Here is a 19297-nt window from a genome sequence, read left to right as displayed (position 1 = left end):
GTGATACCGCGCTCACGCTCTTCTGGAGCGTTATCGATAGATGCGAAGTCTTTCGCTTCACCGCCGTACACTTTAGCTAGAGTAGTACAGATAGCAGCAGTTAGAGTTGTTTTACCGTGGTCAACGTGACCGATAGTACCAACGTTAACGTGCGGTTTAGTACGTTCAAATTTTTCTTTAGACACGATCGTGTTCCTTCCTAGTTATGATTCGCCACGATCCGAATTGATCGAGACGCGCCAGAAATTGCTATTTTATGCGCCAACGCCAGTCAGCGCAATATTTGGACGCATTGATCTTCAAAAAAAGCTGGACTTTTTTTTCAGTTCAAGACGATTTATTAGTAACCACGGTCTGCAATGATTTTCTCTGCAAAGTTTTTCGGTACTTCAGCGTACTCGTAAAACTCCATAGAGTAAGACGCACGGCCTTGAGTTGCAGAGCGTAGGTCTGTTGCGTAGCCAAACATCTCAGATAGAGGCACTTGAGCACGGATGATCTTAATACCCGCCACGCCCTCGTCCATACCTGCGATCATGCCACGGCGACGGTTAAGATCACCTACAACATCGCCCATCCAGTCTTCTGGAGTGGTTACTTCAACATTCATCATTGGCTCAAGAAGAACTGGTTGCGCTTCTAGTGCACCTTTCTTGAATGCCATCGAGCCGGCGATCTTAAACGCCATCTCGTTAGAGTCAACATCGTGGTAAGAACCATCGAATAGTGTTGCTTTAATATCTAGCACTGGGTAACCCGCTAGAACACCACTGTTCATTTGCTCTTCGATACCTTTCGATACCGAGCTGATGTATTCCTTAGGAACAACACCACCCACAATTTCGTCAACAAAGACAAAACCTTCGCCAGGTTCAGATGGCTCCAGTTTGATCCATACGTGACCGTACTGACCACGACCACCAGATTGACGTACAAATTTACCTTCAACTTCCGCACTACCACGGATAGTCTCACGGTAAGCAACCTGAGGTTTACCTACATTACAGTCAACGCTGAATTCACGTTTCATACGGTCAACGATGATATCTAAGTGAAGCTCACCCATACCAGAAATCAAAGTTTGACCTGTTTCGTCATCCGTTTCGACGCGGAATGACGGGTCTTCTGCTGCTAGTTTACCTAGAGCAATACCCATTTTTTCTTGATCTGCTACAGAGCGTGGCTCTACAGCAATCTGAATAACTGGCTCAGGGAACTCCATACGCTCTAGAATAACCTTGTGGTTAATATCACACAGCGTATCACCTGTTGTAACGTCTTTAAGACCGATCGCGGCAGCAATGTCACCCGCGCGAACTTCTTTAATTTCGTCACGCTTGTTTGAGTGCATCTGTACAATACGACCAAAACGTTCTTTCTTCTGCTTAACAGAGTTGTAAACTGCATCACCCGAGTTCACGACACCAGAGTAAACACGCATAAAGGTTAGCGTACCAACAAATGGGTCTGTCGCAATTTTAAATGCCAGTGCTGCAAACGGTTCGTTGTCGTCTGCATGACGCTCAACTTCATTGTCGTTTTCGTCAACACCTTTGATTGCTGGAACATCTACCGGAGAAGGTAAGTACTCAACAACCGCGTCTAGTACTGCTTGAACACCTTTGTTTTTGAACGCACTACCACAAGTGGCAAGAACGATTTCGTTGTTCAGTGTACGAGTACGTAGAGCTTGCTTGATTTCAGCTTCAGTCAGTTCGCCTTCTTCAAGGTACTTATCCATCAGCTCTTCAGACGCTTCAGCAGCCGACTCAACAAGGTTGTTGCGCCACTCTTCTGCCATTTCTTGCATGTCTGCTGGGATCTCTTCGTAAGTGAAGGTTGTACCTTGATCTTCTTCGTTCCAGTTGATCATCTTCATCTTGATCAGGTCGATAACACCTGTAAAGTTCTCTTCCGAACCAACGTTAAGCTGGATTGGAACAGGGTTCGCACCAAGACGGTTTTTGATTTGATCAATAACACGTAAGAAGTCAGCACCTGCACGGTCCATCTTGTTAACAAATACCATACGTGGAACGTGGTACTTGTCAGCTTGACGCCATACAGTTTCAGATTGAGGTTCAACACCAGATGAACCACAGAACACAACAACAGCACCATCAAGTACGCGTAATGAACGCTCTACTTCGATAGTGAAATCTACGTGTCCAGGAGTATCGATAATGTTGATGCGGTGGTCTTGGAATTGCGCTTCCATACCACGCCAGAAAGTTGTAGTCGCAGCTGAGGTAATTGTGATACCACGCTCTTGCTCCTGCTCCATCCAGTCCATGGTAGCAGCGCCATCGTGCACTTCACCGATTTTATGAGAAAGACCTGTGTAGAACAGAATACGTTCACTTGTGGTTGTTTTACCTGCGTCTACGTGAGCGACGATACCAATATTACGGTAGCGCTCGATAGGTGTTTTACGAGCCACGATTGAATCCTCTTGAATTAGGGACTATTGCTATCTCTAGTTAATTTAGCCTGTTTTTGGTGCTTTTTGCTTGCCCTAGATATAGCAATAGTTCCTAAGCTTGCGCATAGGAACTAGAGTAGAGCCGCGGGGAGTCCCGCGGCGCTGAAAGGTATTACCAACGGTAATGTGCGAACGCTTTGTTTGCGTCAGCCATGCGGTGAACGTCTTCACGTTTCTTAACCGCAGTACCTTTGTTCTCAGACGCGTCTAGCATTTCAGCAGCTAGGCGTTGAGCCATAGATTTTTCACCACGCTTACGCGCAGCTTCAACCAACCAACGCATAGCAAGTGCGTTACGGCGAACCGGACGTACTTCTACAGGTACTTGGTAAGTTGAACCACCTACACGGCGAGATTTAACTTCTACCGCTGGGCGAACATTTTCAAGAGCTTCTTCAAATACAGCTAAGTGATCTTTACCAGATTTCTCAGCCATAGTGTCTAGTGCAGTGTAAACAATTTTCTCTGCAGTAGATTTTTTACCGTCAACCATTAGGATGTTAACGAATTTTGCCAGCAGTTCAGATTTGAACTTTGGATCTGGAAGGATCTTACGCTGACCAATGACGCGACGACGTGGCATGGATTTTCTCCGTTGTCTTCTTCAGGTTTTATCCAAAACTTTTCAGTTTTTTCAAAAAATTAAAAATAATTTAGTGTTTGGCCTTACTTAACGGATTCCATTAAGACTTAGGACGCTTCACACCGTACTTAGAACGACCTTGTTTACGGTCATTTACGCCAGCACAGTCTAGTGCGCCGCGAACAGTGTGGTAACGCACACCTGGAAGGTCTTTAACACGACCACCACGGATTAGAACAACTGAGTGCTCTTGAAGGTTGTGGCCTTCACCGCCGATGTACGAAGTTACTTCGAAACCATTTGTCAGACGTACACGACAAACTTTACGAAGTGCTGAGTTAGGTTTTTTAGGTGTAGTAGTGTAAACACGAGTACATACACCACGTTTTTGTGGGCACGCTTCTAGTGCAGGCACGTTGCTTTTAACAACTTGCTTTGCACGAGGCTTACGTACCAACTGGTTAATAGTTGCCATTAACTAGCTCCTGATTTACTTGAAAGTAAGCTTTGTGAAAAATCTATCCCTAACCACTAGTGGTAGTTAGGGACGCAAAATTCTATTCAGCAGTGAGAGGTGTGTCAAGAAATATACGGATCTTTTTTGCTCAACTTCTACCTACGATGTGTAAAAGCACAGCGACACTTTTGACTGAGAATGATTTGGTTATTGCCAAGTTATCGAATTAGTGGACTCAACGGTCAAATTGACGAACCCGCTATAGTCAACCAAGAGTACCGATGGGCTGATACGGTTGGTGATTCCACGCGCATCAACGTCCGCTTTTAATACAGCGATATTCAACCCTTGAATAAGAGGATAGGTTTTGTGCTGTGGATTGGCACTGTATACGGCATCTTCGATTAGCAGTAGCTGGTCACCTTGGGTATAGACCTTTACTGCCTCTTCAATTGCCTGAATGGTTTTAACGATATGGAGCATGTAATACCACTACCTAAAATGTCAGGATCTTACCGGCTTGGTGAAGCTGGGCAGCGAGCTCACTTTGCGATAGCTTTTGAGCATCCAAGACGAGAGCTGCTTGAAGCAATCCACGCTCGGCCAATGACGACTCACACACATAAACTTGCTCTATGTCGTAGAGGTCAAACAGCTTTAGCATAGGTGCGTAGTCCTTGCTAAGAATATCGCTCGTCTGCTGTCCTTGAAGTAGCTGATAAACCCCATCACCACTGAAAATAACACTGATGTCTTCGCAATACGCTGACGCAGCAAGTAACGCATCAACGCCTTCGCGACCAGCGGAGCTACCGTGAGGCGCACTACGAAATAAATAAGTTAACTGACTCAAAACTGCACTACTCTATCTTGAACTAACATGGCTTCTGCCAAGCTACCTAACCCTGCCTGCTGGAAACCTTGCGCTAAGTTACTTTGAGATAAGCCATGCTGATTCGCTTCATCCTGACTCACTACTCCACGCCGTAACGCAGCCGCAACGCAGGTTTCGAGGCGCACGCTATGCTGATTCGCTAGACTCTGCCATGCTTTGACTAAGTCAAACTCATCATTGGCAGGCACGGTTAACGCACTGCCGTTATTTACGCCATCTTGATAGAAGAATACGCTAACCAGAGTATGTCCCTGTTCGATAACGGCTTGAGCAAATTGATAAGCACTACGCGCTGATTGGCTACCGTAGACGGAACCATTAACCACCAGCGTATAAGTCAAGCGGTTCACCTTTCTTCATCCTCAGTCTTACGCTGACGAATGTATAGGTAAACCGTATGCTTAGATATATTGAGACGATCAGCAACTCGGTTGATTGCATCTTTAATGTCAAAAATACCTTTGTCGTATAGTTCCATCACTATCTGACGATTTTTGGTGTTGTTCGAAACCGACTTATCCGCATTGATTTCTTCAATAGTACGCTCAACAGTTTGGTCGACCAGCTCTTCAACATCACTAGCAAAGTTCACAGATGACGCAGCTTGTTTCGCTTCTTCCGTTGGCATGAATGATTGAAGAACCTGAGAGAAAGGCGCGTCAAGGTTAACGTTGACACACAAAAGACCAATTACTCGATTCTCACCATTGCGAATAGCCACTGTGATTGACTTCATCAATACTCCACCCTTAGCTCGTGTGAAGTAAGAACGAGAGAAGTTGCGCTCAGAACCTTCTATATCTCGAAGCATTTTAAGCGCTAAGTCTGTAATCGGTGAACCCACTTGACGACCAGTGTTTTCACCGTTGGCAATCTTGATCGCGGATGTATTTAAATCTTCAAGTGAGTGAAGAACAATTTCACAAAACGGGCCAATCAGGCTCGCAATTCCATCAACAACAGCTTCGTATGATCTGAGAATGATCTTATCGTGCTCACTAAATGGCATCACATTCACAGATTCCATTTCGAGCAACATATCCGTGTTTACTGTTTCTGTAGTTGTCACTTTTTTAAGCCTTAGAGCGATAAATCAACAAATTGATGTAAGTTTATCAGAAATTTTGATGAGAGCCTCTAGCTAAGCGGCTATCTAGTGATTTAGAACAAAAAAATTACCATCTCTGTTTATCAAAACGTTAAAAAAAAGAAAGGTCTGACATAAGTCAGACCTTTCGATTGACATGCACTCAATGACTATTGAGCCGCATCTTCGCCGTTATCTACTTTGAGTAGCTCAACTTCAAATACTAGCGTCGAGTTTGCAGGAATCGTCGGCGTGTCTTGCTCACCGTAAGCTAATTCTGGCGGAATAACGAACTTAAATTTAGAGCCGACAGACATCAACTGAACACCTTCAGTCCAACCAGGAATGACGCGGTTAAGTGGGAAAGTTGCAGGTTCGCCACGATCATAAGAACTGTCGAACTGAGTTCCATCGATAAGGGTACCCTTGTAATGAACCTGAACGGTATCTGTATCAGCCGGTTTCTCGCCTTCTGCAGCAGTCAACACTTGGTATAGCAGACCCGATTCAGTCTTCACTACACCGTCTTGCTTTTCAAACTCTGCACGGAATGCGTCACCATCTTGCTTAGCTGCCGCTGCTTTTTCTGCCGCTTGCTTTTGCATTGTTTCAGCAACACGCTTATCTAAAGCTTCTAACGCTGCACGTGTTTCTTCTTCATTTAGCTCAGGGTTACCAGCAAATACGTGCTCAATACCTTTAAGCACAAGCTCCTTATTCAGCGTAATGCCGATTTCGCTTGGCTTGTCTAGGCTCGTGCTCAAGTAGTTAGCAAAAGAAACGCCGATAGCGTAAGCAGCTTTGTCATCTTCTGTTTTGAAGTGAACAAGTTTGCCCGTCTCAGCTTGCACTTGCTCAACCGCTGGTGCTGCTTCTGTTTTTGGTTCTTCTTCTTTCTGACAGCCAGCAGCTAACGCAACCGTTGCGGCAAGCAGTGACACTTTAAAAATTGATTTCATTAATTTCTCCAATAATGGCTAACCATTTGTCTTTGCGCACAAATATGGAATTTCCACTGGTGTGCACGAACATGTTGTACCAATATAACCAATATATGTCGTATTTAAACCTACACTAGGTGAAGAATGGTACCAAATGCGTATTATTTTTAACTCACTACTCATCACCATTGTCATTTCAGCGTTAAATGGCTGCTTTTTCTCCAGCCAAGACGCTCAACGATGGACAATTGAGCCTAAAGGAACAACCAGTTTTGCGCTAAGTCGAGACGCACGCTTTGCATTGCTCTATTCCAAGGAGCATCAACTGGTGCTTTGGGATCTTAGCGAAAGTCAACAGCTTGCCTCATTAGGTCCACAAGACCCTCAATCAAGTACCGTTTCTCGAATCAGAATATCAGACAACGGCCGCTTTGCCGTTACCGCAACACAAATTAACTTTGCAGTTTGGGACTTAGCATGGACTCAAGCGCAAGGCTTATGGTCTATCTCAGATGGACTCATTAGGGATATCGACATCGCCAGCAATGGTGATCAAGTGCTGCTTGGTCTTTCAAATGGCAAAGCCATCTACGTCAACTTAGTCACCGGACGGCGATTAGAGTTCCTTGCTCATAATGAAAAAGTCAATTCGGTCGCTTTGTCGCCAAATGGACGTTTCGCATTGTCTGGGGGAAATGATTACAAAGCCTACCTTTGGGATACCCAGACTGGACAAATACTCAAAACATTTGAGCATGAACAGCGAATCAACCGTGTTGCTTTGCATAGAGATGGTCATTATGCATTTACTTCTGATGGCGGCAATCAGGCGATTGTATGGGATCTCAGCACAGGAAAGGCGCTCTCTTCTCTAAGTAGCTTCTCCCGACAACTTATCTTTTCTTCTGCTCGATTTTCCGATGATGGTCAGTATCTTGTGACCGGAACGCCTTCGAGTAGAATCATGATATGGAGTACACAAAGTGGCAAACGGGTCGATGGATTTGAGGCGGAACCACTAAAAGATACTCGCCCTCCCCGCGCAGTGGTGTATGATGCAGCCTTTGACAGCCAGAACCGTGTTATTTCGGGAACCTCGGCTGGTATTGCCCAAGCTTGGAATGTGGATTATTAGTGATGACAGAGCAGCGAGTTGAACAGCTAGAAAGCCGCGTCAACGACTTAGAGTGTCAGTTGGCGTTTCAAGAACAAACGATCGAAGAACTTAACGATGCCTTGAGTCAGCAACAATTGCTGATAACCAAGATGCAAGATCAAATGAAGTATGTGGTAGGAAAAGTGAAGAATATCGATTCTTCAAATCTTGCCGATCCTTCACAAGAGACGCCACCACCTCATTATTGAGAAAAGACGTAGGCGATCACGGCTCCAGCAACCACTAAACAGCCCCCAATTCTACGCAATTGATGATCGGGTTGTTCACTCAATTGAGCGACCATGTTTCGCCATCCTTTTGGTGCGAATAACGGGCCTAAGCCTTCGACAATCAAGACTAAACCAAAAGCTAACCAGAGTGCATTCGACATCATTGTCCTCATGAAAAAATAAAGGCTCCGTATATCGGAGCCTTTTTGTTACTTAATGAATCTTACTTTGACGGTGCGCCAGCAGCATTATTCATGTATTGGAAGAATTCACTCTTAGGATCCAATACCAGAATATCACTCTTCTCACTGAACGATTTCTCATAAGCCTTCAGTGAGCGTAAGAAGCTGTAGAACTCAGGATCTTTATTGTACGCACTAGAGTAAATTTTCGCGGCTTTCGCATCGGCTTCACCGCGTGTAACACGCGCTGTTTTATCGGCTTCAGCAAGAACGGTTGCGACTTCTAGCTCAGCCTGAGCGCGGATAACCTCCGCACGCTCACGACCTTGAGAACGGTGCTTACGAGCAACCGACTCACGTTCTGCACGCATACGTTTGTAGATTGAATCACTGATGTTGTCAGGTAGGTTGATTTTCTTCATACGGAAATCAACAATCTCAACACCAAGGTCAGTCAGTGCACTATCACGAGTACCTTCCAGTACATTGGCCATGATCTTGTCGCGCTCACCATCAATCTCTAACGCTTCTTTTGCAGCTTCAGTCGTCACTTCTTCGCTATCAGCACTGTCTGGTAACACGTCGTTATTACGTGGACCCGATACAATTTGCTTGATTTCGCGAGCACCAATCTCAGAACGAAGTACGTCTGTTACTTTACGCTCTAAAAGTGCTTCAGCAGTCAATACGTTACCGCCACCCGTTGTTAGATAGAAACGACCGAAATCTTCAATACGCCACTTCACGTAGGTATCGATGATAACGTCTTTTTTCTCTGACGTTACGAAGCGATCTGAACGACCATCCATTGTTTGGATACGAGCGTCTAACGTTTTAACACGGTCAAACAGTGGCATCTTAAAATGGAGGCCAGGCTCGTAAATTTTCGATACGCCGTTGTCATCTAAAACACGACCAAATCGAATAACCAAACCACGTTCACCCTCTTGAATCACAAATACTGACATCAGCAGTAGAGCAATTGTTACAACTAATACAGGGATCATTAACTTACGCATTCTTAATATCTCCCTTGACGTGAACCAGTTGAACGAGATTGAGAGTCTGAAGTGCTATCGGATTGCTGAGATTCAAGCTCAATCTGGTCATAAGCTGAAGTTTCCTTCACCTTACGGTTGGTTTGAGTTTGAGCTTCACCTGCTAACTTATCGATCGGCAAGTACAGTAAGTTACCGCTTGATTCAGAATCAATCAGAACCTTAGAAGTACTGCTGTAAACTTCTTCCATTGTATCTAGATACAGACGGTTACGAGTAACTTCTGGTGCTGCTTGGTATTCCGGTAGCAGTTTCTCAAACTGAGCAACCTGACCTAGCGCTTCGTTAACTACACGCTCAGAGTAACCAAGTGCCTCTTTCTTCAGACGTTCTGCACGACCCGTCGCTTTCGGCAAGATGTCGTTGCGGTAAGCTTCAGCTTCACGTTCAAAACGCTCTTCATCTTCTCGAGCCGCAATTGCATCATCAAAAGCGTCTTTTACTTGCTCTGGCGGACGAGCTGACTGGAAGTTGACGTCAACTAGAACCACACCCATATCGTAGCTATCGATAATCGAATTCAACGTTTCCTGTGTGCTTTGACGAATCTGCTGACGACCACTTGTCAGGATACTATCCATCAATGCGTCACCAACAACCGCACGTAGAGCAGAATCTGTAGCTTGGCGTAAGCTATCATCTGCGTTTGTCACGCGGTATAGATACTTGTATGGGTCAGCTACACGGTACTGAACGTCCATTGCAACCGTCACAACGTTTTCATCTTTGGTCAGCATTAGACCAGATGAACGTAATGAACGAATTGCCTGTACGTTGACCGCTTCATACTCATCAATAAAGCGAGGGCGCCAGTTCAAGCCTGGATCGACCACACGGTCATACTTACCTAGACGTAGCACAACACCACGCTCAGCTTCACCAATGGTGTAAAAGCCAGCAAAGAACCAAATTGCTATCGCAATGATAGCAATGACACCAAAACCTAGTGCACCGCCGCCACCGCCGATAGACGAACCTTTACCACCTTTACCACCAAACTTTCCACCCAGTTTCTGACTCAGTTTATTAAATACTTCGTCTAAGTCTGGCGGTCCTTGATCACGGCCACCTTTGTTACCACGATTATTATTCCCCCAAGGGTCATTATCGCGGCCATTGTTGCCGTTATTATTACCAGGCTCATTCCACGCCATTAGAAAGCTCCATCATTAGATATGACGTTATACTGTAGCAGTCATTTAAGTAACTATAAAGTCACGTAAAACTGCCCCTTCTCTTTTTTCAAGTCTAGACCAATCCACCTGTTGCATGCGAACATCAATCAACAAGTCACCATCCTGATCATATTCTTCTCGTTGAATACATTTCATTTGGAAGAATGTACTACGAATTCGCCCTTGGTGTTGTGGCGGAATTCGCAATTGATATTGAACCATCTGGCTAGCAAGACGCTCTTTCAACGCCTCAAACAGCAGTTCAATACCTATGCCTTCCATTGCCGAAACCCAAACGGCGCGAGGTACACCCTCTTCATCACGTTCGATTCTTGGTTTCTGGTCTTCAAGATTATCAATTTTGTTCATCACCAGAAGAGATGGCACCTCATGGGCATCAATTTCTTCTAACACTATATGAACAGCTTGAATATTCTCACGAAAACGGTCATCGCTGGCATCAACAACATGTAACAAAATGTCAGCTTCTTGAGTTTCTTGCAGTGTTGCTTTAAAGGCAGCAACAAGATCATGCGGAAGATGACGAATAAAACCTACGGTATCCGCCAAAATCGCTGGACCAACATCATTTAACTCAATTTTACGTAACGTGGGGTCAAGTGTGGCAAATAACTGATCTGCCGCGTAAACACCCGCTGAGGTAATTCGGTTAAATAAAGTAGATTTACCTGCGTTGGTATACCCCACCAAAGAGACAGTCGGGATTTCCGCTCGATTTCTAGCTCGGCGACCTTGCTCACGTTGCTTCGCCACTTTTTCTAAACGGCGAAGTATGGTCTTAATACGAACACGCAATAAACGTCGGTCAGTTTCTAACTGAGTTTCACCTGGTCCACGTAAACCAATACCACCTTTTTGTCTTTCAAGGTGTGTCCAACCACGAATCAATCGAGTAGAGATATGGCGTAGCTGTGCAAGTTCAACTTGAAGCTTACCTTCGTGGGTGCGGGCACGTTGAGCAAAAATATCTAGGATCAAACCAGTGCGATCCAAAACTCGACATTTACACAACGCTTCTAGGTTACGTTCTTGGGCAGGAGAGAGGGCGTGATTAAAAATCACAATATCAGCATCAGAAAGCTGCACCGCTTGTGCAATCTCCTGAGCCTTACCCTCTCCGACATAGTATTTAGGGTGTGGTGACTGACGACTGCCTGTTACAACTTGTAACGCAGATACGCCAGCTGAAGAGACCAGCATCTCAAACTCACTGAGATCTTCCCACTCCCCCTCTTGCGTGAAGTTGACATGAACAAGTACGGCTCGCTCACCGGCTTCATAACGGTCAAACAAGCAATCAACTCCTTAAAAACTAATTGGGTAATTCAGAAAATTAATCTTCTGATTTGTCTTGCTGACGATCACCTTGTGGGCGCGGCTCACCACTATGGTGGCTCACTGGACGAGCAGGAACTACCGTAGAAATTGCGTGCTTGTACACCATTTGGTTAACTGTGTTTTTCAGCAAGATAACAAATTGATCAAATGATTCGATCTGACCTTGCAGTTTAATTCCGTTTACAAGGTAGATTGATACAGGAATACGTTCACGACGTAATGCATTTAAGAATGGGTCTTGTAGAGATTGCCCCTTAGCCATTTTTATTTTCCTTATTTTGTAATTTTGTTTTAGTTATTTAGCTAGTGGTGCGCTGCATTAAAATATGCGACCTTTGCTCTGAGCTAAACGAATAAAATAACACCCTGTCGCTACCTGTTATGACGGCTTTAGACCGAAATTTCAAGTAACAGATCCTTTACAGGGTAAATTCACGCAAAAGCGATCACATTATACACAGCTAAAACCTTCAGATGCTATTGCATTTGAAACAGTTTCTAGTGCTTGTTCAATGTTTTCACTATCTAACCAAGTTAAATTATCCCAGCTGCGTAACCAGGTAATCTGTCGCTTGGCCAACTGGCGGGTTGCACATACGCCCTTAAAGATGGCGTCATCTAACGTGCAATTCCCATCCAAATAGTCCCACATCTGTCTGTAACCAACGCAACGAATTGACGGAAGATCAGGATGAAGATCTTGGCGAGCATATAAAGCTCTCATCTCTTCTTCAAACCCTGCTTCAATCATTTTTTCATAGCGAAGCTCTATCCGACGATGGAGTTCAGCCCTTTCCTTGGGAGCTATTGCAAACTGTTTAACTCTAAACGGCAGGCTATCACCTTTGGTTTGAGTCAGCTCAGTTAGAGTTTTACCTGAAATTCGATAAACTTCCAATGCCCTTGATAACCTTTGTGGATCATTCGGGTGGATTCGCTCAGCTGAGACAGGATCAATCTCTCTCAGTTGAGAGTGAAGCTTATCCCAACCTTGAGCCAATGCTTCTTGCTCAATCTGCTGACGGATTTCAGGATTGGCAGCAGGCAGAGGCGATAAACCTTCCAACAACGCTTTGTAGTACAACATAGTGCCGCCCACTAAGAGTGGGATCTTGCCTTGTTCTACAATATCGTTCATTTCGTTTAATGCATCTCGGCGAAAATCCGCCGCTGAATACGATTCACTTGGATCTAAAATATCAATCAAACGATGTGGTGCTTGCTGCTGTTCATTGGCATCCGGTTTTGCCGTGCCAATATCCATACCTTTATAGATCAAAGCTGAATCAACAGAAATGATCTCTACTGGAAATTTTTTTCGCAAACGTATTGCGAGATCAGTCTTGCCTGATGCGGTTGGCCCCATCAAAAACAGAGCCAACGGTAATTCACTATTATTCATATCTAAAATGCTGCAATCGTTGCAGAAAAATCAACGGGTCTAACAAACGTCTTGTCACCCAATGGAAGCCGATCTTGCCATAGCTGTTCGAGATCAGCGATGATCTGAATGGCTTCCGACAAAGTGTAGTCGCTTTTCACTTGAGTAATGCGATCACTTAACCAACTTGCGATCTGAGGGTCGCTGAGTGAATCCGATGTCGCGACATACGAAGCGGCGTAAGATAGCAGATCTGGAACCAGTTGTTGTAAGTTTTGTTGCCTTAATGGTTGAGGTACTCCCATCACCATTAGCGCTTTATTGCTGCGTGTCTTAAGCTCAATTCCAAACTTTTTAAGTACCGAGTCCAAACGCTCTGCCACCTGCAAAAGCTCTGGATCCAACTTTAGCGACAGTGGAACGAGTAAAGGTTGGCTTTTCAACGCACCATGGAGCGTCGACAATTGACCATTAATACGAAGCCATTCCGCTTTTGCTAAGTTCACCAAGCAAGTTCCAGACTTACCTCCCATGACCAGATAACGACCTTGCGCAATAGAGATCGCTTTGCCCAGTGTTTCGACCGTATCACCACTCATTGGTTCAGTATGATTCTGAATTGACGTTTGATTCTGCGTATGTGCTGAGTGGAACTCTGGAGTCTTCAATAACTCTTGATACGCCTTCACTTCTTGCCTGCTAGGCGCGGGCTCACTGTATCGCTCGGTAACTCGAGGTTTTGGCTCCGCTCTGGACTCATGCCACTCATTGCGGGGTGGCGATTCACGTAACGAATCTCGGTGGCTTTGATAGTCCGCCTTGCCAGGATACGAAGGAATAGCTTCAATCGCCTGATACTCTTGTTGCGATACCCCTGTAGCCTCCGACAATTCACTTAGCGATGCAGGAGCTTGTTCAGATTCAGAATGAAATGCGGACGCTGTATGCTGAGGCTTGTCGATGTACGCACTTTGTGCCAGCGCATCACTTAGAGCCTGATAGATAAAATCGTGCACTAAACGAGCTTGATGAAAACGTACTTCATGCTTTGCTGGGTGCACATTGACATCAACTTGATGCGGATCGAGTTCAATAAACAGAACGTAAGTTGCAAATTGATCTGGTCGCAGGCTGGTTTCATAACTCTGACGGATAGCATGATTGATCAACTTGTCTCTCATCATCCGTCCATTTACATAGCAATACTGTAGATCGCTTTGCTGCCTTGCACCTTCAGGGGTGGTTATCCAACCATGCAGTTTCAGTCCTTGATGCTCAAGCTCTATCTTAAGCATATTGCGTACAAAACTATTGCCACAAACCGCCGCTATGCGCTTATCTGCCTGAGCTTCTGTCTTCGCAGCTCGGTACTGTTTGACCAGTTTACCGTTATGTCTGAGGTTGATCGTAACGTCGAATCGACTTAACGCTATGCGTTTAAGTAACTCATCAATATGCGTAAATTCGGTTTTTTCAGTACGAAGGAATTTACGTCTAGCCGGAGTATTGAAGAAAAGATCCAGCACTTCAACCGAGGTACCAATCGGATGAGCTGCAGGCTGAAGCTTCACTTGCATATCTCGCCCCTCACTGTATGCAGCCCAAGCTTGCTCCTGAGTGGCTGGACGAGAGGTCAGAGTTAGACGTGCGACAGAGCTGATACTAGCCAAAGCCTCACCGCGAAACCCTAGACTGATGATCGCTTCAAGATCGTCAAGGGTATGGATCTTGGAAGTCGCATGTCGACTTAAAGCAAGACCGAGTTCCTCTTTGACGATTCCTTTACCATTATCACGAACACGAATCAGCTTAGCTCCGCCTTTTTCGATATCGATATCGATGCGTGTAGCGCCTGAATCTAAGCTATTTTCAACCAGTTCCTTGACCACGGAAGCTGGTCTTTCTACCACCTCACCAGCTGCTATCTGGTTCGCTAAACGAGCTGGAAGAATTCTAATCGTCATATTGGCTACTTAATCTTTAGTTGCGTGGGATAATGAGTACCTGACCCACCGCGAGTTGATCAGAGCGTAAGTTGTTCGCTTCGCGAAGACTGGCAACACTCACACCATAATTGCTGGCAATCTTACCAAGGAACTCACCACGTTTAACCGTGTGCTTACGCAGTGGCTGATCTTTCAAGCTCACTGTGATCTTGAGTTTTTGACCCAACTTAAGCGTGTCTGATTTGAGACTATTCTCTCGCTTAATCGCATCAACCGACACCTTGTATTTGGTGGCAATTTTACCTAGATACTCACCACGCTGAACAACGTGTGTCAGTGTTTTAGTCTCAATAGGATTCTTAATCTCTGGTACGGTAATCGATGTACTAGCTCCAGGAATCGTCAGGATTTGTCCAATCGCTAAGCTACTGCTCTTGAGCTTATTCGCCTGCATGATCGCCTGAGTTGAGGTGCCATACTTGTTGGCGATAACAGACAATGACTCACCACGAGACACTTTATGCTTGATCGCTTTCCCACGGTTTGCAAACAGAGTGCCTTCCGGCGGATTGGCTTCAAAATACTGGACTATCGCCTTCGCTAAAGCTTGAGCTAACTTATCCTGATGACTGCGTTGAAAGAGGAGTTTTTCTTCTGTTGGGTTAGAAATAAATCCTGTCTCAACCAGTACAGAAGGGATGTCTGGTGATTTTAATACCGCAAGACTCGCATTAACTGGGTCTTTCTTATGTAGATAGATCCCCGAACGGCTCATTTCACTCAGAATCTTAGTGGCTACCTTAAAGCCCTCTTTCTGAGAATGGCTAAATTGCAAATCCAGTAGCGTCTGACTGACATTCTTATCATTATTATTCTTAGCCAGTACTTCACCAGCGCCACCAAGCAGTTGTGACTGTTCCTCATGATTCTCTACCCAACGAGCAATTTCCGAGTTTGCACGGCGTGTATTCAGAACAAAGACTGAGCCACCTCTAGGTTGAGGAGTATGAAATGCATCGGCGTGAATTGACACTAAGAGGTGCGCTTTATTTTTACGTGCAATCTCCGAACGCTTATTCAAATTGACGTAGTAATCCCCCCCACGAGTTAGCACCGCTTTCATACCTGGAACAGCATTGATTTGCGCAGCCACCTTCTTCGAAACGGCTAGAGTCGCGTGTTTCTCATATTTTTTTGTTGGACCAATCGAGCCTGGGTCTTCACCACCGTGACCCGCATCAATAGCAACCACAATGTCGGCCGTGCCATGCAGCTGAGACGCATCTCGGCTGACCGTCGTTTTGCTGTTGGTTGGTGTCGTTGCAGGTGCTGACGCGCCAGAATTGTCATGTGGCATATCAATCACTAAGCGATGACCATACTGCCCACCGGGTGTCGGTGCCAGTTTAAACAACTGGGGATTCACTTTACGCTTTAGTTCAAACACTAAACGGTAGGTGCCTTTTTCTGGAGGGGAACTTTGGCGTATTTTTTTCAGTACCGGACTATCAGAAATCGTCAGTGGTAGCTTAGTACTCAGCGTGGTCTGCTTGAGGTCCACTACTAACCGCTCAGGGCTGGAAAGGGTAAAGTAACTGAAGTCAGCTTCAGATTTTAAATCTATAACAACTCTTGTTTCATCTGGAGATGGCCAAACGCGAATGCCCTCAAGAGCATTCGCGAAACTAAAACCGGAGAAAAGAGTAAGAGCAACAAAAAATGGAAAAAATACAGCTCTTAATAAACGGCTCTTCAACATAACTCCAACTGTTCTAATAAGTGACTTCCATAGGGATTATTTGCCGTGAGTTGAACGACTCGTGCCTCACCATCGTAACGAAGATCAATATCAAGATCGGCAGCAGGCAACAAACCTTGTCCTTTTTCTGGCCATTCCACAAGGCAGATAGCATCAGGGGTGAAATAATCACGGATCCCCATGAACTCAAGTTCTTCAGGATCAGCTAGGCGATAAAGATCAAAATGATAAACTTGCCACTGATCAAGCTGGTAAGGCTCAACCAAGGTATAGGTAGGGCTTTTTACATTCCCCTGATGACCCAGCGCACGCACAAAACCACGACTAAAGGTTGTTTTGCCTGCCCCCAAATCACCATGCAGATAAATAGTGGTTTGCTGAGAACACAACTGTGCCAGTGCGGTACCTAATTGAATCGTGGCCTGTTCATCTGTAAGGGCAAATTGTTTGGTGGTCATCAAGATCAATCTCTACGCTGTGACTATATAAAATCTAAAATAACAGGAATAGTAAACTGGGTTGGATTTGAGAGACAAGAGCTCTTGTGTAAGTAAAACGAAAAATCAGCGATTTCTTGCCGTTTTTCTTTTTTTACCAGCTAGATCCTAAATATAAGATCCGTTAAGATCCTGCCCCCTTAATCAGGAACACACCAGCATGAACTACCAAGCGCTCGCAGACAAGATCAAAAGTTGGGGCCAAGAACTCGGTTTCCAAAAAGTAGGGATCTGCGACGTCGATCTGTCCGAGCATGAAGCGGCGCTACAAAAATGGTTAGATGCTGGTTATCACGGTGAAATGGACTGGATGGCGCGTCACGGCATGATGAGAGCACGCCCAAGCGAACTCTTGCCTGGCACAATTCGTGTTATCTCCGTCAGAATGGATTATCTCCCTCCTGAAGCGCAATTTGCATCAAACTTATCCGATCCAACACAAGCTTATGTCAGTCGTTATGCTCTTGGACGTGACTACCACAAACTTATCCGCAACCAGCTTAAAAAACTAGGCCAAAAAATAGAGCAAGAAGTGGGTCAGTTCGGCTATCGCCCATTCGTTGACTCCGCCCCAATACTCGAAAGGCCCTTGGCGCAAAAAGCCGGATTAGGTTGGACTGGTAAGCATTCCCTCATCCTAGATAAAGATTGTGGCTCATGGTTCTTTCTTGGAGAGTTACTCATCGACTTGCCACTGCCCGTTGATCAACCTAGTACTGAACAATGTGGCAAGTGTCAGTCCTGCATTGCCTCATGCCCGACACAAGCCATTATCGACGACGGCATTGTCGATGCTCGACGCTGCATTTCATATCTCACGATCGAATACGATGGTGTGATTCCGGAAGAATTTCGTCAGGCGATGGGAAATAGAGTTTACGGCTGTGATGACTGTCAATTGGTCTGTCCTTGGAACCGATTCGCTGAAGTCACTCATCAGGAAGACTTTCATCGTAGAGAGGCATTAAAAAAAGCAGACCTAACGGAGCTCTTTCTTTGGGATGAGGCAACCTTTCTCAAAAATATGGAAGGTTCCGCAATCCGCCGTATTGGTCACCTTCAATGGATGCGTAATCTCTCTATCGCAATGGGTAATGCGCCTTATTCGTTAGCAATTGTCGACGCTCTCCAGCAGCGTATCGGCTTGAGCGACGTTTTAGATACGCATATCCACTGGGCATTAGCTCAGCAACAATCGCAACTTCCATCAGCATCCAATAAATTGGCTAGACTAATTCGAATTGTAGAGAAAGGATTGCCTAGAGATGCATAATGCTTGCCGAGCATGACGGTTCAGAACTTGATTTAGCTCTAAAAAATGAAATGTGGAAAAAACCAAGAGAGAATGCTCATTTTCTTACAAGTGAAGAAGTTAATCACATTGTATGGAAATGACTGGGATCAAAAAATAGTGACTTAATGATCTATTTCTCACTTCAGTTAAATCACGGAAATTATCATTTATCACTTTAAAAACAATAAGTTACTAAAGAGGTTATCCATTTAATGAATCCTCTTTAATCAAAAAGATCGTTTTAGTCAAGCTTTATACATAGTAAAAAATCAGGTTACCCACCAACTTATCCACATTGGCAAAACTGTGGATAACTCTGTTGACGAATGCGTAGAGACCTAGCCCACATGGTGTTTGCTATAGTGATTCCCTGAGCATAGGTATGCTGAGATTTTTCGTTGAGGCATAAAAACGCCCACCTAGTACTAGGAGGACTTTTTACAATTTTGGGGTTCATGCTTCGCAGCATTAGCTAAAGAGCGGTGACCTTAAAGGTCTATTCAAACGAGCTTGTCATTTGAAGGAGATTTGGAGCGACACACGAGGTTCGAACTCGTGACCTCAACCTTGGCAAGGTTGCGCTCTACCAACTGAGCTAGTGTCGCATTTTGTCATCGTTAAGCACGATGAAGGCTTTTAAATTGGAGCGACACACGAGGTTCCCTATTCATAAACAGAAAGGCGTGACCTCAACCTTGACAAGGCTGTGCTCGATTAACTGAGCTAGTGTCGCATTCTTCATCGTTAAGCACGATGAAGGCTTTTAAATTGGAGCGACACACGAGGTTCCCTATTCATAAACAGAAAGGCGTGAC

The 19297-nt window shown here is 45.0% G+C and carries 21 protein-coding genes and 1 tRNA gene; 3 read left to right on the top strand and 19 right to left on the bottom strand.

The features are described from left to right. From ACQEXR_RS18430 to fkpA, 9 genes are all read right to left on the bottom strand, one after another. A partial coding sequence (locus tag ACQEXR_RS18430; RefSeq protein ID WP_232425018.1) for a GTP-binding protein occupies positions 1 to 185 on the bottom strand: 185 nt, incomplete at its 3' end. Between the two features lie 155 nt (positions 186 to 340). Next, complete coding sequence (gene fusA / locus ACQEXR_RS18425) at positions 341 to 2440, bottom strand: elongation factor G (protein WP_427020887.1); 2100 nt, start codon at positions 2438 to 2440, stop codon at positions 341 to 343. Between the two features lie 154 nt (positions 2441 to 2594). Continuing rightward, a complete protein-coding gene (rpsG, locus tag ACQEXR_RS18420) occupies positions 2595 to 3065 on the bottom strand; it encodes a 30S ribosomal protein S7 (protein ID WP_045957025.1) in 471 nt (156 codons plus the stop codon). A 100-nt stretch (positions 3066 to 3165) separates the two neighbouring features. After that, the gene (gene rpsL, locus ACQEXR_RS18415; RefSeq protein ID WP_004399892.1) at positions 3166 to 3540 is read right to left on the bottom strand and encodes a 30S ribosomal protein S12; all 375 of its coding nucleotides are present in this window, start codon (positions 3538 to 3540) and stop codon (positions 3166 to 3168) included. A 189-nt stretch (positions 3541 to 3729) separates the two neighbouring features. Further along, the gene (gene tusB, locus ACQEXR_RS18410) at positions 3730 to 4005 is read right to left on the bottom strand and encodes a sulfurtransferase complex subunit TusB (protein ID WP_426953396.1); all 276 of its coding nucleotides are present in this window, start codon (positions 4003 to 4005) and stop codon (positions 3730 to 3732) included. A 13-nt stretch (positions 4006 to 4018) separates the two neighbouring features. Next, on the bottom strand, positions 4019 to 4375 hold the full coding sequence (gene tusC / locus ACQEXR_RS18405) for a sulfurtransferase complex subunit TusC (RefSeq protein ID WP_427020886.1): 357 nt from the start codon (positions 4373 to 4375) through the stop codon (positions 4019 to 4021). Beyond that, the gene (tusD, locus tag ACQEXR_RS18400) at positions 4372 to 4767 is read right to left on the bottom strand and encodes a sulfurtransferase complex subunit TusD (RefSeq protein WP_426953394.1); all 396 of its coding nucleotides are present in this window, start codon (positions 4765 to 4767) and stop codon (positions 4372 to 4374) included. The genes tusC and tusD overlap by 4 nt, the downstream gene beginning before the upstream one ends. Further along, positions 4764 to 5486: a helix-turn-helix transcriptional regulator gene (locus tag ACQEXR_RS18395; RefSeq protein WP_138971634.1), complete on the bottom strand. Its 723-nt coding sequence runs from the start codon at positions 5484 to 5486 to the stop codon at positions 4764 to 4766. Before ACQEXR_RS18395 ends, tusD begins: the two co-directional genes overlap by 4 nt. A 188-nt stretch (positions 5487 to 5674) precedes the next feature. Next, positions 5675 to 6463: an FKBP-type peptidyl-prolyl cis-trans isomerase gene (gene fkpA, locus ACQEXR_RS18390; RefSeq protein WP_427020885.1), complete on the bottom strand. Its 789-nt coding sequence runs from the start codon at positions 6461 to 6463 to the stop codon at positions 5675 to 5677. Between the two features lie 136 nt (positions 6464 to 6599). On the opposite strand from fkpA, the gene ACQEXR_RS18385 reads away from it, so the two are divergent. Together ACQEXR_RS18385 and ACQEXR_RS18380 are read left to right on the top strand one after the other, a co-directional pair. Beyond that, on the top strand, positions 6600 to 7580 hold the full coding sequence (locus ACQEXR_RS18385; protein WP_426953393.1) for a WD40 repeat domain-containing protein: 981 nt from the start codon (positions 6600 to 6602) through the stop codon (positions 7578 to 7580). Between the two features lie 2 nt (positions 7581 to 7582). After that, on the top strand, positions 7583 to 7810 hold the full coding sequence (locus ACQEXR_RS18380) for a SlyX family protein (RefSeq protein WP_269378536.1): 228 nt from the start codon (positions 7583 to 7585) through the stop codon (positions 7808 to 7810). On the opposite strand, the gene ACQEXR_RS18375 is transcribed toward ACQEXR_RS18380, so the two are convergent. From ACQEXR_RS18375 to tsaE, 9 genes are all read right to left on the bottom strand, one after another. Then, entirely contained in the window at positions 7804 to 7992 is a 189-nt protein-coding gene (locus ACQEXR_RS18375; protein ID WP_138971639.1) for a DUF2065 domain-containing protein, read from the bottom strand. The two genes, ACQEXR_RS18380 and ACQEXR_RS18375, sit on opposite strands and share 7 nt — an antisense overlap. A gap of 62 nt (positions 7993 to 8054) precedes the next feature. After that, on the bottom strand, positions 8055 to 9032 hold the full coding sequence (hflC, locus tag ACQEXR_RS18370) for a protease modulator HflC (RefSeq protein ID WP_331418401.1): 978 nt from the start codon (positions 9030 to 9032) through the stop codon (positions 8055 to 8057). Between the two features lie 2 nt (positions 9033 to 9034). After that, positions 9035 to 10225 carry an FtsH protease activity modulator HflK gene (gene hflK, locus ACQEXR_RS18365; RefSeq protein ID WP_138971629.1) on the bottom strand — a complete coding sequence of 397 codons (1191 nt, stop codon included), beginning with the start codon at positions 10223 to 10225 and terminating at the stop codon, positions 9035 to 9037. Positions 10226 to 10270: 45 nt separating this feature from the next. Then, complete coding sequence (hflX, locus tag ACQEXR_RS18360; RefSeq protein ID WP_138971628.1) at positions 10271 to 11560, bottom strand: ribosome rescue GTPase HflX; 1290 nt, start codon at positions 11558 to 11560, stop codon at positions 10271 to 10273. Positions 11561 to 11600: 40 nt separating this feature from the next. Further along, complete coding sequence (gene hfq, locus ACQEXR_RS18355; RefSeq protein WP_138971627.1) at positions 11601 to 11867, bottom strand: RNA chaperone Hfq; 267 nt, start codon at positions 11865 to 11867, stop codon at positions 11601 to 11603. A gap of 189 nt (positions 11868 to 12056) precedes the next feature. Beyond that, positions 12057 to 13007, bottom strand: coding sequence for a tRNA (adenosine(37)-N6)-dimethylallyltransferase MiaA (miaA, locus tag ACQEXR_RS18350; RefSeq protein WP_427020884.1), 951 nt, complete (start codon positions 13005 to 13007; stop codon positions 12057 to 12059). Between the two features lie 2 nt (positions 13008 to 13009). Continuing rightward, positions 13010 to 14950 carry a DNA mismatch repair endonuclease MutL gene (mutL, locus tag ACQEXR_RS18345; protein ID WP_427020883.1) on the bottom strand — a complete coding sequence of 647 codons (1941 nt, stop codon included), beginning with the start codon at positions 14948 to 14950 and terminating at the stop codon, positions 13010 to 13012. A 16-nt stretch (positions 14951 to 14966) separates the two neighbouring features. Further along, positions 14967 to 16691, bottom strand: coding sequence for a LysM peptidoglycan-binding domain-containing protein (locus tag ACQEXR_RS18340; RefSeq protein WP_427020882.1), 1725 nt, complete (start codon positions 16689 to 16691; stop codon positions 14967 to 14969). Beyond that, positions 16685 to 17149 carry a tRNA (adenosine(37)-N6)-threonylcarbamoyltransferase complex ATPase subunit type 1 TsaE gene (gene tsaE / locus ACQEXR_RS18335; protein WP_331427794.1) on the bottom strand — a complete coding sequence of 155 codons (465 nt, stop codon included), beginning with the start codon at positions 17147 to 17149 and terminating at the stop codon, positions 16685 to 16687. Before tsaE ends, ACQEXR_RS18340 begins: the two co-directional genes overlap by 7 nt. A 199-nt stretch (positions 17150 to 17348) precedes the next feature. Between tsaE and queG the strand changes: the two genes are divergently transcribed. After that, complete coding sequence (gene queG, locus ACQEXR_RS18330) at positions 17349 to 18461, top strand: tRNA epoxyqueuosine(34) reductase QueG (protein WP_426953388.1); 1113 nt, start codon at positions 17349 to 17351, stop codon at positions 18459 to 18461. 550 nt (positions 18462 to 19011) lie between these two features. On the opposite strand, the gene ACQEXR_RS18325 is transcribed toward queG, so the two are convergent. Beyond that, positions 19012 to 19087: transfer RNA gene (locus tag ACQEXR_RS18325), tRNA-Gly, on the bottom strand. Between the last annotated feature and the right edge of the window lie 210 nt (positions 19088 to 19297).

Origin of the sequence: Vibrio sp. TRT 2004, assembly GCF_050113735.1 — a bacterium.
GTDB lineage: Bacteria > Pseudomonadota > Gammaproteobacteria > Enterobacterales > Vibrionaceae > Vibrio.
This window is presented reverse-complemented; position numbering and strand designations above follow the sequence as displayed.